Source organism: Arthrobacter sp. P1_B4 (assembly GCF_056406555.1).
In genome coordinates, this window is record NZ_JBFTZW010000012.1 from 17574 (window position 1) to 31883 (window position 14310).

Genomic DNA, 14310 nt, shown 5'->3' on the forward strand with positions numbered 1-14310 from the left:
CTTCGCTCGCGGTGGGAAACGGTCACAGCATGCAATATATTGCATTGTCGGATACAGGCTCCGGAAGGGCAAGAGGGATATACGATATGTTGCATGCCCGTACCCTCGCTCGCCGGAGTCCACAAGAGGCCGCTGCTGCGGGACAACGTCTTTGAATCGATCCGTAACGCGATCGTCGACGGCACCTTCGAGCCCGGCGAACGGCTGAAGGACGCCGAACTGGAAGCGTGGCTCGGCGTGAGCCGGACACCCATCCGCGAGGCGCTGCTGCGGCTGGAACGCGCCGGCCTGGTGGTTGCGCTGCCGGGCAAGGCGACCATCGTGGCCCCGTGCGACCCGGCGTCGACCCTCAGCACGCAGCAGGTGGTGGCGGGACTGCACGAGCTGGCCGCACGCCTGGCCGTCCCGCTCCTGGCGGAGGAGCACCTCGCCGCCATGGCCGGGGCCAATGTACGCTTCGAACAGGCCCTGCAGGCGGCGGAGGTCGAGTCGGCACTGCGGGCCGATGACGATTTCCACGCCGTCTTTGTCACGGTCAGCGGCAACCCGGTGCTCCGGGAACTCCTGGAACAAACCACCCCTGTCCTGCGCCGGGTGGAGCGGATGCGCTTCGGCTCCTTTGCCGCCCGGGAATCGGTGGCGCAGCACGCTGAAATCATCCGGCTCGCCCGCCGTGGCGACGCCGAGGCCGCCGCCAGAGCGTGCCGGGAGAACTGGCTCTCGCTGCGGTTCACGTCCGCGGAAGACCCCGCCTAGGAACGTTGTGGTCCCGCCTAGGCCTAGGCGGGACCCAGACGTGGCTACGGCCTTGGCTGCGGCCTTGGCTGCGGCCCTAACCGCGACGGCGGCGGCCCGCCCCTGCAAGGGCGACCCGCCGCCGTCGTACGCCGGTCAGTGTTGCGTCAACGGGTGCTAATCGTTGATGAGGTCGTTGACCACGATCGTCTGGTCGCGGTCCGGGCCGACGCCGATCGCGGAGAACCGGGTACCGGAGAGCTTTTCCAGGGCCAGGACGTAGTTCCGGGCGTTCTCCGGCAGGTCCTCCAGGGTGCGGGCGCCGGTGATGTCCTCGGTCCAGCCTTCGAAGTATTCGAAGATCGGCTTGGCGTGGTGGAACTCGGTCTGGGTCATGGGCATTTCGTCGTGCCGCACGCCGTCGACGTCGTAGGCCACGCAGACCGGGATCTGTTCGATGCCCGTCAGCACGTCCAGCTTGGTGACGAAGTAGTCCGTAAAGCCGTTGACCCGGGAGGCGTGGCGTGCCAGCACGGCGTCGTACCAGCCGCAGCGGCGGGGACGGCCGGTGTTGACGCCGAACTCGCCGCCGGTCTTCTGCAGGTACATGCCCATCTCATCGAACAGCTCCGTCGGGAACGGCCCTGCGCCCACGCGGGTGGTGTAGGCCTTGATGATGCCGATGGAACGCGAGATCCGGGTGGGGCCGATGCCGGAGCCCACGGAGGCGCCGCCCGCGGTCGGGTTCGAGGACGTCACGAAGGGGTAGGTGCCGTGGTCAACGTCCAGGAAGGTGGCCTGGCCGCCCTCCATGAGGACCACCTTGCCCTCGTCCAGGGCGGTGTTCAGGACGTAGGTGCTGTCGATGACCAGCGGACGGAGGCGCTCGGCGAAGGACAGGAAGTACTCCACGATCTCGTCCACCTCGATGTCCCGGCGGTTGTAGACCTTGACCAGGAGCTCGTTCTTCTGGCGCAGCGAACCCTCTACCTTCTGGCGCAGGATCGAGGCGTCAAAGACGTCCTGGACGCGGATGCCAAGGCGGGCCACCTTGTCCATGTAGGCCGGGCCGATGCCGCGGCCGGTGGTGCCGATGGCGCGGCTGCCGAGGAACCGCTCGGTGACCTTGTCCAGGACCTGGTGGTAGGGCGCCACGAGGTGCGCGTTGGCGGAGACGCGCAGCTTGGAGGTGTCCGCACCGCGGGCCTCCAGTCCGTCGATCTCCTGGAACAGGGCTTCCAGGTTCACCACGCAGCCGTTGCCGATGATCGGAACCGCGTTCGGGCTCAGGATGCCGGCCGGAAGGAGCTTGAGCTCATACTTCTCACCGCCTACGACGACGGTGTGCCCGGCGTTGTTGCCGCCGTTGGGCTTGACGACATAGTCGACGCGGCCGCCAAGCAGGTCAGTGGCCTTACCTTTGCCTTCGTCGCCCCATTGGGCTCCGACGATCACGATTGCTGGCATGGGATCCTCCCCCATTCGTTCGGGCCGAACTGCGTTTAATGACCAGGCGGTCACCGCAGCTCAGCGCCGTTCATGAGAATGCCCCGAATCTATCGCTGTGTTCGTATCCAACGCCAGAGTTCCGGGGCTCTTACCACCCAAGTTTAGCCGAAATCGGTGCCCGGCATCGCCTTGGGTCCTTGCTTGGACGCGCCGTCCCGACGGTGGTGAACGCCGGGGCGGCTTCCGCGAGGGAGGGCCACGCGTCCGCCGCGGCGGACGAGCCGTTCTTTTTTCATGGCGTTCGCCATTGCTGCATCATCCGCCGGCTCAGGCCCGACACATAGCGGGCACCACTTGCGGGACGGCGCAGGGTGGAATTGAGTGGGAGTGAGAATCCCGAGCGGCCGAAAGGAAACCGCGCCATGCCCCGGACCACTGACCACATCCGTGTGACCCATGCCGGCTCGTTGCCCCGCACGCCGGAGCTGATCGCCGCGAACGAGGCCAAGGAAACGGACGGCATCACGCCCGAATTCCTGGACCTGCTCGAAACCTCGGTGGTGGACGTCGTCCAGCGCCAGAAGGAGCTGGGCATCGACATCCCCAATGACGGCGAGTACGGGCACACGATGTCCAGCTCCGTGGACTACGGCGCCTGGTGGAATTACTCCTTCTCACGGCTCGGCGGCCTGGAACCGACCGACGTGGACCRCTGGGCCGACGCCACGGTGCACCGTTCCTCGCCCGGCCACATCGTCCTGACCTCCTTCCCGGACCGCCGGGACCGGGAGAAGTTCGATGACGCCTACAACGACCCCTCCTCCGGGATCCTGGCCCACCGCAAAGCCGTCACGCAGCCCAAGGTCGCCGGGCCGCTGACGTACACGGGCCAGGAGCTCGTGGCCTCGGACGTTGCCAACCTCAAGACCGGCCTGGCCGCGGCCGGACTCGCCGCGGGGTTCATCGCCTCCCTCTCGCCCGGTTCGTGCGCCCGGGTGGCCAACGAATACTACGGCAGCGACGAGGAACTCCTCTACGCCTGCGCCGACGCGATGCGAGAGGAATACAAGGCCATCATCGACGCCGGCCTGACAGTCCAGCTCGACGACCCCTCCCTGGCCGAGAGCTGGGACCAGATCAACCCCGAGCCGAGCCTGGCGGACTACCTGAAGTTCATCCAACTCCGGGTCGAAGCAACGAACTGGGCGCTGCGCGGTCTTCCCCCGGAGCAGATCCGGCTGCATGTCTGTTGGGGTTCCTGGCACGGCCCGCACACCACGGACATCCCCTTCGCAGACATCGTCGACTCAGTCCTGCAGGTCAATGCCGGCGGCTACTCCTTCGAGGCGGCCAACGTCCGGCACGAGCACGAATGGCGCGTCTGGGAGGATGCGAAGCTCCCCGAGGGGAAGGTCATCATCCCCGGCGTCGTCTCGCACGCCACCAACGTCGTGGAGCATCCGGACCTCGTGGCCGACCGGATCGTGCGCTTCGCCGAGCTCGTGGGACGGGAAAACGTGATTGCGTCCACCGATTGCGGGCTGGGCGGCAGGGTGCATCCCCAAATCGCGTACGCCAAGCTGGAGGCCCTCGGCGAAGGCGCACGCCGCGCCACCCAGCGGCTCTGGTAGCAGCACCGGGCCGGCGGGGTCCGGCCCGGTGCCGCATTTCGCGGGGCTTGATAGACTGATAAGGATCGACCAGGAATCGGTCCACACCACATTTTCAAACCACACCATTGCTCCGCATGCCCGTATTCGGCGTGCCTGCATCCGGTGTGGCAGCTTTGCCAATCCCGCAGGAGACCCAGCAACATATGACAGCCCTGGCCACCGAAAATTTCCGCGAAGAGCTTCTGAGCCGCCGGTACGAACCTAACGTCGCCCCCGTCAACGAGCTCCTTGACGTCCTCCAGGCAACCAAAGCTGGCACCGCTGTCCCCTACGTGGACCCCATGCACGACGTCGACGAGTGCCGGATCATCAGCCTGTACTCCAACATCGGCACCGCTGACGCGTCAGGCTTCATCACCGCCGGCGACGACGAGGCCGCCACCCGCATGCTGGGCATCCAGTGGAAACTCGGCCTGCGCCCCGAATTCGTCATGCCCTGGAACGTCCACCCGTGGCACGTCCCCGGCGAGCCGAACGGCAAGTTCACGCCGGACCAGATTTCCGCGGGCCTGAAGCCGCTGCTGAAGTTCCTGGCCCTCGTTCCCCGCGCCTCCGTGATCGTCGCCCACGGCACCGAGGCCAACCGCCTGGCCAACCTGCTGCTCAAGACCGAAGTGCCCATGATCTGGCGCCGCGGCCTGAAGACCTACAAGGTCCGCTCGCTCAGCGGCCGGGCGTTCGCCGGCACCCCGGCCCGGCAGGAAGAGTACCTGGCGGAGATGCACACCGCGTACGCGGACGCCATGGCCCGCACGGGCCTGGCCAAGGCCAGCTGACCCACGCACGCACAAACGACGGCGGGCYCCCACCTCAAGGTGGGAGCCCGCCGTCGTCTGTTAAACCGCAACGCGTTGCCTGGTGCCGCCTCAGCCCTCGGCTTCGATGGCCGCCTTCGCGCCGGGATCGGAATCCTTCAGGAACTTTTCAATCCGCTCCGGCTCCTCAGCCTCGCCGATCGCCGCGGACGCACGGCCAAGCGAGTAGAGGGAGCGCAGGAAGCCGCGGTTGGGTTCGTGCTCCCACGGGATTGGGCCGACGCCGCGCCAGCCGTTGCGGCGCAGCGAGTCCAGGCCGCGGTGGTAGCCGACCCGCGAGTACGCGTAGGAATCGATGGTGCGGCCCTCGTCCCAGGCCTCCTCGGCGAGGATGGCCCACAGGAGCGAGGAGGTGGGGTGCTTCGCCACGAGGTCCACGGCTTCCTGGCCGAGCGCGAGATGCTGGTAGATCTCGCTCTCGGCAGGCAGGAGCGTGGGCTCGGGACCCATCAGGTTTTTCCGGAACTCGTCGGACATGGCTAGAAGGTCTTGCCGGTGGAACCCAGCTGCTGGGCGGCCTCGACCACGCGGGCGGCCAGGCCGGCCTCCGCCGAAGCGCCCCAGACGCGGGGATCGTAGAGCTTCTTGTTGCCGACCTCGCCGTCGACCTTCAGCACGCCGTCGTAGTTGCGGAACATGTGGTCCACCACGGGGCGGGTGTAGGCGTACTGGGTGTCGGTGTCGATGTTCATCTTGATGACGCCGTAGGAGACGGCGTCCGCGATTTCCTTGTCCGAGGATCCGGAGCCGCCATGGAACACGAGGTCGAACGGGTTGGCCTTGCCGATCTTGGCGCCGACCTGCTCCTGGATGTCCTTGAGGATCTCGGGGCGGAGCTTGACGCCGCCCGGCTTGTAGACGCCGTGCACGTTGCCGAAGGTCAGCGCCGTGATGTAGCGGCCGTTTTCGCCGGAACCGAGCGCGTCGATGGTGGCCAGGGCGTCCTCGACCGTGGTGTAGAGCTTGTCGTTGATGGCGTTCTCGACGCCGTCTTCCTCGCCGCCCACGGTGCCGATCTCGACCTCGAGGATCATCTTGGCGGCGGCGGTGCGCTCGAGCAGTTCACGGGCGATCCGCAGGTTTTCCTGCAGGGTCTCGGCGGAGCCGTCCCACATGTGCGAGTTGAAGAGGGGGTTGCGGCCTGCCTTGACCTCGGCCTCGGAGGCGGCGAGCAGCGGGAGCACAAAGCCGTCCAGCTTGTCCTTGGGGCAGTGGTCCGTGTGCAGGGCGATGTTCACGCCGTAGTTCTTCGCGACTTCGCGGGCGAACGCGGCAAAGCCGAGGGAGCCGGCAACCATGTCCTTGGTGGCGGCGCCGGACCAGTAAGCTGCACCGCCGGTGGAGACCTGGACGATACCGTCGGACTCGGCCTCGGCGAAGCCGCGCAGGGCGGCGTTCAGGGTCTGGGAGGACGTGACGTTGACCGCCGGGAAGGCGAAGCCGCCCGTCTTTGCGCGGTCGATCATCTCGGAGTAGATCTCTGGGGTTGCAATGGGCATGCTGACTCCTAATGTGAATTTCGTCTACGGGCTGGTGATCCTGGAGGGAACCTCGTCGGCTAGGAACCATCCTAGCCATTCCTGCGCCGGGGCCGTGTTTCCGGTCACGTGGCCCCTGTAACACTCGCGGCCGGGCGCTTCGGTCATGGTTCCGGCCTGCCAGCGGACTGGCCGGCGCCGGCCCCGCGGCTGGCCACGACCCCGCCCAGAACCGCGGCGGTCTCACCGGGGACAACGAAGCCGACGAAGAGGGCGTCCTCGGCGAAGACCAGCAGGCCCATGATGATCAGGGCGAGCAGCGGGTCGACATTCAGGACGCCGTCCACAACCCGTTCACCGGGTTTCCGCTCCCCTGCCGAACGGGACGGCTTCATCCGACGTGCAACGGTGATGTCTCCGGTTCTGGTCCACATCCTTCTCCTCGCGCGTTCGCCTTGCACCGACAGCGTCTGCTGGTTAGCGATCCAAGTCAACGGCTCGCTTGTCGGTACGGAACCCCCGGGGCCACGGATGCCTAAGAGTGGCTTTAGCCCGGGAGCTGGCCGAACACGTGGCGGCGGATCCAGGCGTGCATCGCGATCGCGGCGGCGGAGGCTGCGTTGATGGAACGGGTGGAGCCGAACTGTTCGATCGACAGGGTGTCCAGCGCCGCTTCGTGGACTTCAGGGGTCAGGCCCGGGCCTTCCTGGCCGAAGACCAGGACGCAGTCCTTGGGCAGTTCGTAGGTCTCCAGCGGCACCGAGTCCGGGAAGATGTCGATCCCGATGATCGCCAGCCCCTCCCCCTGCGCCCAGGCCACGAAGTCCTCAACGGTGGGGTGGTGGCGGACGTGCTGGTAGCGGTCGGTGACCATGGCCCCGCGGCGGTTCCACCGGCGTCGTCCGATGATGTGGACTTCCTTGGCCAGGAACGCGTTGGCGGTCCGGACCACGGTGCCGATGTTGAGGTCGTGCTGCCAGTTCTCGATCGCGATGTGGAAATTGTGGCGTTTGGAGTCCAGGTCGGCCACGATCGCCTCGTGCTTCCAGTAGCGGTATTTGTCCACCACGTTGCGCCGGTCGCCGTCCGCCAGGAGGTCAGGATCCCAGTGCCCGCCCTGTGGAAGTTCGCCTTCCCAGGGGCCGACGCCGACCTCCGCCTTCGGTTCCGGCCCTTCCTCTGCGGCGGGAAGGGACGGGGCGGGGCTATCGGGCTGTTCAGTCACTCCTCAACATTAGACTGGGAGCCAGTAAGCAGCACATCACCAGCGGCGGAGGTCCCCCATGGCAGAGTCAGACGAAGTACGTTCATCGGCGTCGGTATACCGCAGCGGCCAGGAAATCGAGTGCTGGCTCACGGACATGGATGGTGTGCTGGTCCACGAGAACCAGCCCATCCCGGGCGCGGCGGAGCTGATCCAGCGCTGGGTGGACACCTCCAAGCGGTTCCTCGTGCTGACCAACAACTCAATCTTCACGCCCCGGGACCTCGCGGCCCGGCTGAGCTCTTCCGGGCTGGAAATCCCGGAGGAGAACATCTGGACCTCGGCCCTGGCCACGGCCCAGTTCCTCAAGGACCAGGTCCGCGGCTCGGAGTCGGGAAACCGCGCCTACACGATCGGCGAAGCAGGACTCACGACGGCGCTCCACGAGGCCGGCTTCATCCTCACCGACCAGAACCCCGACTTCGTGGTGCTCGGCGAGACCCGCACGTATTCGTTTGAAGCCATCACCATGGCCATCCGCCTGATCCTCGCCGGCGCGCGTTTCATCGCCACCAACCCGGACGCCACCGGGCCCTCGAAGGACGGCCCCATGCCTGCCACCGGGGCCATCGCCGCCCTCATCACCAAGGCCACGGGCCGCGAACCGTACATTGTGGGCAAGCCCAACCCGATGATGTTCCGGTCTGCAATGAACCAGATCGACGCGCACTCGGAAACCACGGCGATGATCGGTGACCGCATGGACACCGACATCATCGCCGGCATGGAGGCGGGCCTGCACACGGTGCTGGTGCTCAGCGGCATCACCCACCGGGACGATATCGCCGCGTATCCGTTCCGGCCGAACCAGATCCTGAATTCCGTGGCGGACCTCAAGAACCAGATCTGAGCAACACCCCGGAACGCGATACCTCAGAACGCGGTCTTCTTCCCGCCGCCGCCGGGCAGCGGGAAGAGATCGTCCTGGAGTTTCTCGATGATGGGCCGGTAGATGAACGGACTCCAGCCAGGGCTCGCGTGCTCCGGCCTCGCCCCGTCGGTGCGCAGGTCATCCGAGACCATGTTGGTTTTGAAGGACAGTGACCAGGTGTCCCGGGCGGTCTCGTAATCAACCGTCTTGTCCCGGGGGTTGCCGATGAACGCCATCTTCGTTTCGCCCAGCTTCCCGACGAAACGGCTGGCCTCAAAGTGGAAGATGTACGCGGATTCGGACTGGATCAGCACGCTGGACGGCGCGATCGGGGACAGCTGTTCCAGTGTCTGGTCCACCACCTGGCCCCAACTGCGTTCATTCTTGTGCAGCATCCTCTCGCCGAGCTCGTAGCCGCCGCGCAGCACTGTGGGGAAGCGGAACCCGCTTTCGTAGAGCAGCACCACGCCCTCGAACCAGCTCTGGTCCAGCACGTCGTGCCGGCTCGCCGGGCTGGAGTCGAGGAGGATGAACGCCACTTCGACTCCGTGCAGTTCGCGCAGCCGGGCCGCCACCTGGGTAGCCACCATGCCGCCAAAACTATGGCCGTAGAAGTAGAGGCTGGTGAGATTGTGGGCGCGGACGTGCTCGATCACGGCGATGACCACCTCGTCGATGTCCAGGCCTTCGTTGGAATACCCGACGGCGGCGAGCTGGCCCCTCTTGTTCAGGGAGCCGCGCAGCGCGTTCAGGATCCACAGGGCTTCTTCCCAGCTCGTTTTGTAGCCGGGGAACAGGATCCAGCTGGCGTGGGGGTAATACCGTTCGGCAACGTCGTCAGGTACTTCGAGGATCCGGCTGACACGCCGCTCGGCCTGCACGCGCTGAGTGAACAGCATGTCCGCCGCCAGCAGCGACGCGGACCCGGCGCCGATCAGGAACGATCGCCGGGAAACCCGTTTAAGCTCGACGGCGCGGCGGAGCATGCGGGCCTCGGAAGCACCGGGGCCTCGCGGATGGTTCGGATCCATCTCGGCCGGCACATCTCTACCGTATCCACGCTTCGGCGGGGATGAGAAACCGGACCATACAGCGGTCCCGAAGCCCAGCGTGGAAGCGCCGCTGGCACGCCGTTGGCGGGCCGCTGGAGCGCGGTTGGCGCCGTTGGAGCGCCGTTGGAGCGCCGTTGCCGGTTACGCGGGTTCGGGCTCGCGGCCGACCTCGCGGCGGCTGATTTCCATGCCGATCTCGTCATAGGTCGCCAGGAGTTCCGACCGGGCCATGTCAGCGGGATCATCGAGAAGGCCGAACACAGAGTCGCTCGCGGCGAAGAGTTCGTCGTCGGAGAATCGGTGCAGCTTCCGGGTGCCTGAGGGATCGATCGAGGCCGTAAATTCCCCGGCCATGTCCAGGGGTGGCAAGGCGGCGGAATCGTCGCGGTGCGCGGTCAGTTCCAGGGAGACTCCGCCGGGAGCCGGCATGCCGGCGACCTCCGAACCGGAGGCCCCGCCGTCGATCGCGTTGAGGTCGTTGCGCAGGCCGGCCAGCGCCACTGATTCCACGAATGCGGCCAGGCCGAGGTCAACGCGGATGTGCGAGATGATTCCCATGCGGCGGACGCGCTGGATAATGTGCATCAGGGAGGGGCGGGAGGCCTGTGTGAGGCTCCCCCGGACACTAATCCGGACGACGTCGGAAACGACATCGAGTTTGACGTGGGCTTGCAGTGTTTGGTCCATAGGTACTCCAAATAAGGATGTCTATGGCCGACGGCTCAACCGCATTCAGCGTATCCGCGCTTGTGGTCGCACACAAGTCATAGGCGGCTGCCGGTTCAGCCGGCCTGCCGCCTATCCGGCTCCTCGTAGTGCGTCCGGGTTGCCGTTCCGCCGACAGACTGCACCAGGGATTTGGCGATGTCGCGCAGCTTGACGTTGCCGTTGCTGGAGGCGTCGGTGAGGATCCGGACGGCGGTTTCCTGGTCGCAACGGTTCTGCGCCATAACGATCCCGATGGCCATGTCGATCACGGTCCGGGATTCAAGCGTGGCGCGCAGGTTTGTGGCACTGTCCGTGTGCAGCGAGAACCGGACTGCCAGCCGCAGCGCCTGGGAGATTTCGCGGGTGTAGCCGCGGGCCCGGACCGCGACGTCGCCGTCGAACTTGTGCGGGACATCGGAGTAGAGGTTCAGGGCCGCCTGGGCTTCGCCCTGGAGGTGGAAAGGCACCGACAACACCGAGCGCAGGCCGTGCGAGGCGACGGCGGAGGCGTAGTCAGGACCCCAGCGGTCCTCGTCGAAGAGGTCCGGGACGTAGACCTCCCGTTCCTCCTTGGCGGCGGTCAGGCAGGGGCCCTGGGACAGTGAGTACTGGATCTCGTCCACTTCGCGGGCGGAGTCGCTGCTCCACCCGATCGTGGCGGCCTTACGGTCCCGGAGCAGGGTGATTCCGCACAGCGCGTCGTCGCCGGAGCCGGCCACCTGGTGCGCGGAAAAACGCGCGAGTTCGTTCAGGAACTCTTCGAAGTCCGCGCTGTCCAGGATCAGGTTCTGGATCTGGTCGACCGTTCCCACCGAGATGTCGGCGCCCTGCCCCTCAGGGCCGCGGTTCACACCGCTGTTCAGGGACTTTTCGGACGGGAGCATGGCGCGTGTTCTCCAGATAAAGGATGGACGGGTATGGGACAAATGATAGGTCACGGCCCATACCCCGTCCACCTCTGCCGTCCGGCGTCGAACCCCTAGCTAAGGCCGAGTTCGTCCTTGCCGAAGGCGAAGAGATACGGAACACCGGCTTCGGCCTCGATCTTTTCCTTGGCCCCGGTGTCGCGGTCCACGATCACGGCGACGGCCACCACGTTGCCGCCGGCCTTGCGGACGCCCTCGACGGCGGTCAGCGCGGACCCGCCGGTGGTTGAGGTGTCCTCCAGGACCAGGACCTTGCGGCCCTCGACCGAGGGGCCTTCCACCTGGCGGCCCATGCCGTAGGACTTCTGCGCCTTGCGGACCACGAAAGCGTCCACCGGGCGGCCGGCGTCGACGGCGGCATGCATGACGGCGGTGCCCACCGGATCCGCCCCCATGGTGAGTCCCCCGGCGCACTCGAAATCGATCCCGGCGTCCTCCATCAGCGAGAGCATGACCTGTCCGACGAGTTTGGACGCCTCGTGGTGCAGGGTGATGCGGCGCAGGTCGATGTAGTAGTCGGCTTCGGCGCCGCTGGAGAGGATGACCTTGCCGCGGACTACGGCCAGTTCCTTGATCAGTTCCAGGAGTCGGGCACGGGCAGCGGCAGCGTCGGCTGCGAAGTCACGGGTGGCAGTCATGGCTCCCAGTTTAGTGGCTGGTCCGCCGCAGATTCCCAGCCGGTGAGCTGTATGTCGGTCCCGGGTCAGGGCTAGGGCTGCGGCTGGGGTTCGGCACGCCGCGCGAAGGCCGGTGCGTGCTCGGGCCGCGGACCAAAGGCGATGAAGCGGGGAATGATCTTGCGGAACGCCGGAACGTGCCGGGCGAAGAAGAGTGCCGCGGCCGGAAATTTTGTCCGCTTCCCGGTCATGACCGGGACGAAGATCGCGCGTTGCATGATCCGTTGGACGGTCTGCACAATGACGGTCGGCAGCCGGCGCCGTCGTTCCACTTTCTCAAGGTCCGCCGTGGTTACCCGGCCCCGGAGCAGTGCGGGGGCAAGGTACTCGGCGGCGGCGGCCGCGTCCTGGATGGCGAGGTTGATTCCGACGCCGCCGGCCGGGGACATCGCATGCGCGGCGTCCCCGATGAACAGCAGCCCGTTGATGTGCCACGAGCGCAGCCGGTTCAGGCGCACGTCCAGCCAGTGAAGGTCATCGAGGGATTTGATGGCGTCCACCCGGTCCGCGAGATCGGGGCGGAGCCCTGCGACCCGCCGTCGGAAGCCCTCAACGCCTTCCGCACGGATCCGGGCGTCGGCGCCCTTGGCGGCGAGGTAGCCCATTTGGTAGTAGTCGTTGCGGAACAGGGCCAGCAGCGCCTCGCCGGGCCCGAACGCCGGCACAAGCCCGGCCACCTCACCCGTTTCGGAGGGATAGCGGGGCAACCGGAACCACCAGGTGTCGAAGGGCACCGGGAACTCCTTTGGCGCCAGCCCGGCCGCAGTGCGCAGCGCGGAATGGCGGCCGTCCGTGGCAACCACCAGATCCGCCAGCAGCTCGTCCTGCGTGCCGTCGGGAGTCCTGAAGCGGACTCCGCGGACGCGGCCCCCGTTGCGGACCAGGCCGGTGGCGGTGTGGCTCATGAGCAGCGTAAACCCCGGTTCCTGTGCGGCGGCGTCGGCGAGGAAGCTCAGGAAATCCCACTGCGGCATCATGGCGATGTAGTTGTACGGCGGCGGCAGGGCGTCAAAGTCACCCATGGTCACGGACGGCCCGCCCGGGACCGGGAAAACGACGTTCTTCAGGCGGCTCTGCGGCAGCCGGCGGAACTCCTGGCCGAGCCCAAGTTCGTCAATGAGCCGGATGGTGGACGGGTGCACGGTGTCGCCGCGGAAGTCGCGCAGAAAATCGGCGTGCTTCTCCAACACCGTCACCCGCACCCCGGCGCGTGCCAGGAGCAAGCCCAGCATCATCCCCGCAGGTCCACCGCCCACCACCGCGCATCCGGTCTTCTCCATGGCCCCACGCTACGCCTGCGCGGGGTGCCGCGGGAGGGTTTTTCGCGCACGTTTCGGACCCGCGCCGCGGCTTCGGACCGGCGCGGCGGGGATCCGCGCAGCACCGGCCCGAAACCGTAGCGGCGAGCCGAAACCTAGGCGCCCGCAGCCCCGCCGCGCCAGTTTAGAGCCGGGTGTCGAAGGAGTCGCAGAAGACGTTCTCGTTGAACGTGCCCTGGAACTCCGACCTGCCCTGGGCTGCGACGACATCTTTGGCGCCGACTTCTGCAATCCGCCGCTGTCCACCATGGCCTCCCCGATCGAGCAGGCCGGTCGCATGGCGGTGTCCATGCTGCTGGCCCAGCTGAACCCGCTCGCCGGCGGTGGCACACGAAGCCGGTCCGTGATGCCCACCCATCTCATCTAAGTCGCAACGGTCCGAAACCGTAGCCGCCGTCCGGAACCGAAGCCATTTCGACGCCGGATCCGCGCGCCAGCCGCCGGTCCGGCTGCAACAGTTGAGCGTTGTTGACACCGCTGACTAGGCTGTGAGGCATGCGTGAACTCCAGGCGAAGATCATCGAGGAAATGGGCGTGCAGCCCCGGATCGACCCTGCCGGGGAGGTGCGCAAACGCGTGACGTTCCTGAAGGAATACTTGACGGCCACCCACACCAAGGGCTTCGTCCTGGGCATCTCGGGCGGCCTGGACTCCTCCCTGGCCGGGCGGCTGGCCCAGCTGGCGGTCGAGGAACTCGAGGCCGAGGGCACCGAGGCGAACTTTGTGGCCGTGCGCCTGCCCTACGGCGTCCAGCATGACGAGGACGACGCCCAGGCGGCCCTGGACTTCGTGCGCGCCAAGACCGAATGGACGTTCAACATCTCGGCCGCAGTAGATGGCTTCGAGGACGAGTTCGAGAAGACCGTAGGAACCGAGATCTCCGATTTCCACAAGGGCAACACCAAGGCCCGGACCCGGATGATTGCCCAGTACGCCCTGGCCGGCGAGCACAACTACCTGGTGATCGGCACGGATCACGGCGCCGAGTCCGTCACGGGATTCTTCACCAAGTTCGGCGACGGCGGCGCGGACATCCTGCCGCTGTTCGGCCTTAACAAGCGCCAGAACCGCGCCCTGCTGGCGGAACTCGGCGCACCGGCCCGGATCTGGGAAAAGGTTCCGACGGCGGATCTGCTGGATGGCAAGCCGGGCCGCACCGACGAGGACGAACTCGGCCTGGGCTACGACCTGATCGATGACTACCTCGAGGGCCGTGACGTACCCGATGCCGCGTCCGAACGGATCGAGGCGATGTACCTGCGGACCCGCCACAAGCGCACGGTCCCGGTGACGATTTTCGACACCTGGTGGAAATAGCCTGAGCCGAGAGCCCCGGGCGGGGC

The 14310-nt window shown here is 66.7% G+C and carries 15 protein-coding genes and 1 pseudogene; 6 read left to right on the forward strand and 10 right to left on the reverse strand.

Annotation, left to right across the window (positions count from 1 at the left end; all coding sequences use genetic code 11):
* Positions 1-93: 93 nt before the first annotated feature.
* Positions 94-756 carry a GntR family transcriptional regulator gene (locus tag AC1D1W_RS07535; RefSeq protein WP_243181436.1) on the forward strand — a complete coding sequence of 221 codons (663 nt, stop codon included), beginning with the start codon at positions 94-96 and terminating at the stop codon, positions 754-756.
* A 156-nt stretch (positions 757-912) separates the two neighbouring features.
* On the opposite strand, the gene AC1D1W_RS07540 is transcribed toward AC1D1W_RS07535, so the two are convergent.
* Positions 913-2202 (reverse strand): adenylosuccinate synthase, encoded by a 1290-nt coding sequence (locus AC1D1W_RS07540; RefSeq protein WP_223983709.1) that lies wholly within the window; start codon positions 2200-2202, stop codon positions 913-915.
* A gap of 404 nt (positions 2203-2606) precedes the next feature.
* On the opposite strand from AC1D1W_RS07540, the gene AC1D1W_RS07545 reads away from it, so the two are divergent.
* Together AC1D1W_RS07545 and AC1D1W_RS07550 are read left to right on the forward strand one after the other, a co-directional pair.
* Positions 2607-3815: a cobalamin-independent methionine synthase II family protein gene (locus AC1D1W_RS07545; protein ID WP_476943348.1), complete on the forward strand. Its 1209-nt coding sequence runs from the start codon at positions 2607-2609 to the stop codon at positions 3813-3815.
* A gap of 185 nt (positions 3816-4000) precedes the next feature.
* Positions 4001-4633, forward strand: a complete 633-nt coding sequence (locus tag AC1D1W_RS07550) for a uracil-DNA glycosylase family protein (RefSeq protein ID WP_028277428.1) — start codon at positions 4001-4003, stop codon at positions 4631-4633.
* Positions 4634-4723: 90 nt separating this feature from the next.
* On the opposite strand, the gene AC1D1W_RS07555 is transcribed toward AC1D1W_RS07550, so the two are convergent.
* From AC1D1W_RS07555 to AC1D1W_RS07570, 4 genes are all read right to left on the reverse strand, one after another.
* Entirely contained in the window at positions 4724-5149 is a 426-nt protein-coding gene (locus AC1D1W_RS07555; protein WP_028277429.1) for a DUF3151 domain-containing protein, read from the reverse strand.
* A 2-nt stretch (positions 5150-5151) separates the two neighbouring features.
* Entirely contained in the window at positions 5152-6171 is a 1020-nt protein-coding gene (gene fbaA, locus AC1D1W_RS07560; protein ID WP_018776137.1) for a class II fructose-bisphosphate aldolase, read from the reverse strand.
* Between the two features lie 143 nt (positions 6172-6314).
* Complete coding sequence (locus AC1D1W_RS07565; protein ID WP_476943349.1) at positions 6315-6584, reverse strand: hypothetical protein; 270 nt, start codon at positions 6582-6584, stop codon at positions 6315-6317.
* Positions 6585-6697: 113 nt separating this feature from the next.
* Positions 6698-7375, reverse strand: a complete 678-nt coding sequence (locus tag AC1D1W_RS07570) for a TrmH family RNA methyltransferase (RefSeq protein ID WP_028277431.1) — start codon at positions 7373-7375, stop codon at positions 6698-6700.
* A 58-nt stretch (positions 7376-7433) separates the two neighbouring features.
* On the opposite strand from AC1D1W_RS07570, the gene AC1D1W_RS07575 reads away from it, so the two are divergent.
* On the forward strand, positions 7434-8264 hold the full coding sequence (locus AC1D1W_RS07575) for an HAD-IIA family hydrolase (protein WP_028277432.1): 831 nt from the start codon (positions 7434-7436) through the stop codon (positions 8262-8264).
* A 23-nt stretch (positions 8265-8287) separates the two neighbouring features.
* Here the strand turns inward: AC1D1W_RS07575 and AC1D1W_RS07580 are convergent, their stop codons facing one another.
* The 5 genes from AC1D1W_RS07580 to AC1D1W_RS07600 form a co-directional block, all read right to left on the reverse strand.
* Positions 8288-9316, reverse strand: a complete 1029-nt coding sequence (locus tag AC1D1W_RS07580) for a thioesterase domain-containing protein (protein ID WP_476943370.1) — start codon at positions 9314-9316, stop codon at positions 8288-8290.
* Positions 9317-9478: 162 nt separating this feature from the next.
* Positions 9479-10024, reverse strand: coding sequence for a hypothetical protein (locus AC1D1W_RS07585; protein WP_243181432.1), 546 nt, complete (start codon positions 10022-10024; stop codon positions 9479-9481).
* A gap of 95 nt (positions 10025-10119) precedes the next feature.
* Positions 10120-10929 (reverse strand): GAF and ANTAR domain-containing protein, encoded by an 810-nt coding sequence (locus tag AC1D1W_RS07590; RefSeq protein WP_243181431.1) that lies wholly within the window; start codon positions 10927-10929, stop codon positions 10120-10122.
* A 95-nt stretch (positions 10930-11024) separates the two neighbouring features.
* On the reverse strand, positions 11025-11609 hold the full coding sequence (pyrE, locus tag AC1D1W_RS07595; protein ID WP_223914541.1) for an orotate phosphoribosyltransferase: 585 nt from the start codon (positions 11607-11609) through the stop codon (positions 11025-11027).
* 71 nt (positions 11610-11680) lie between these two features.
* The gene (locus tag AC1D1W_RS07600) at positions 11681-12928 is read right to left on the reverse strand and encodes an FAD-dependent oxidoreductase (protein WP_043436308.1); all 1248 of its coding nucleotides are present in this window, start codon (positions 12926-12928) and stop codon (positions 11681-11683) included.
* 232 nt (positions 12929-13160) lie between these two features.
* On the opposite strand from AC1D1W_RS07600, the pseudogene AC1D1W_RS07605 reads away from it, so the two are divergent.
* Both AC1D1W_RS07605 and nadE read left to right on the forward strand, forming a co-directional pair.
* Positions 13161-13334: pseudogene (locus AC1D1W_RS07605) on the forward strand (substrate-binding domain-containing protein); the annotation flags it as partial.
* A 128-nt stretch (positions 13335-13462) separates the two neighbouring features.
* On the forward strand, positions 13463-14284 hold the full coding sequence (nadE, locus tag AC1D1W_RS07610) for an ammonia-dependent NAD(+) synthetase (RefSeq protein ID WP_243181429.1): 822 nt from the start codon (positions 13463-13465) through the stop codon (positions 14282-14284).
* Positions 14285-14310 lie beyond the last annotated feature (26 nt).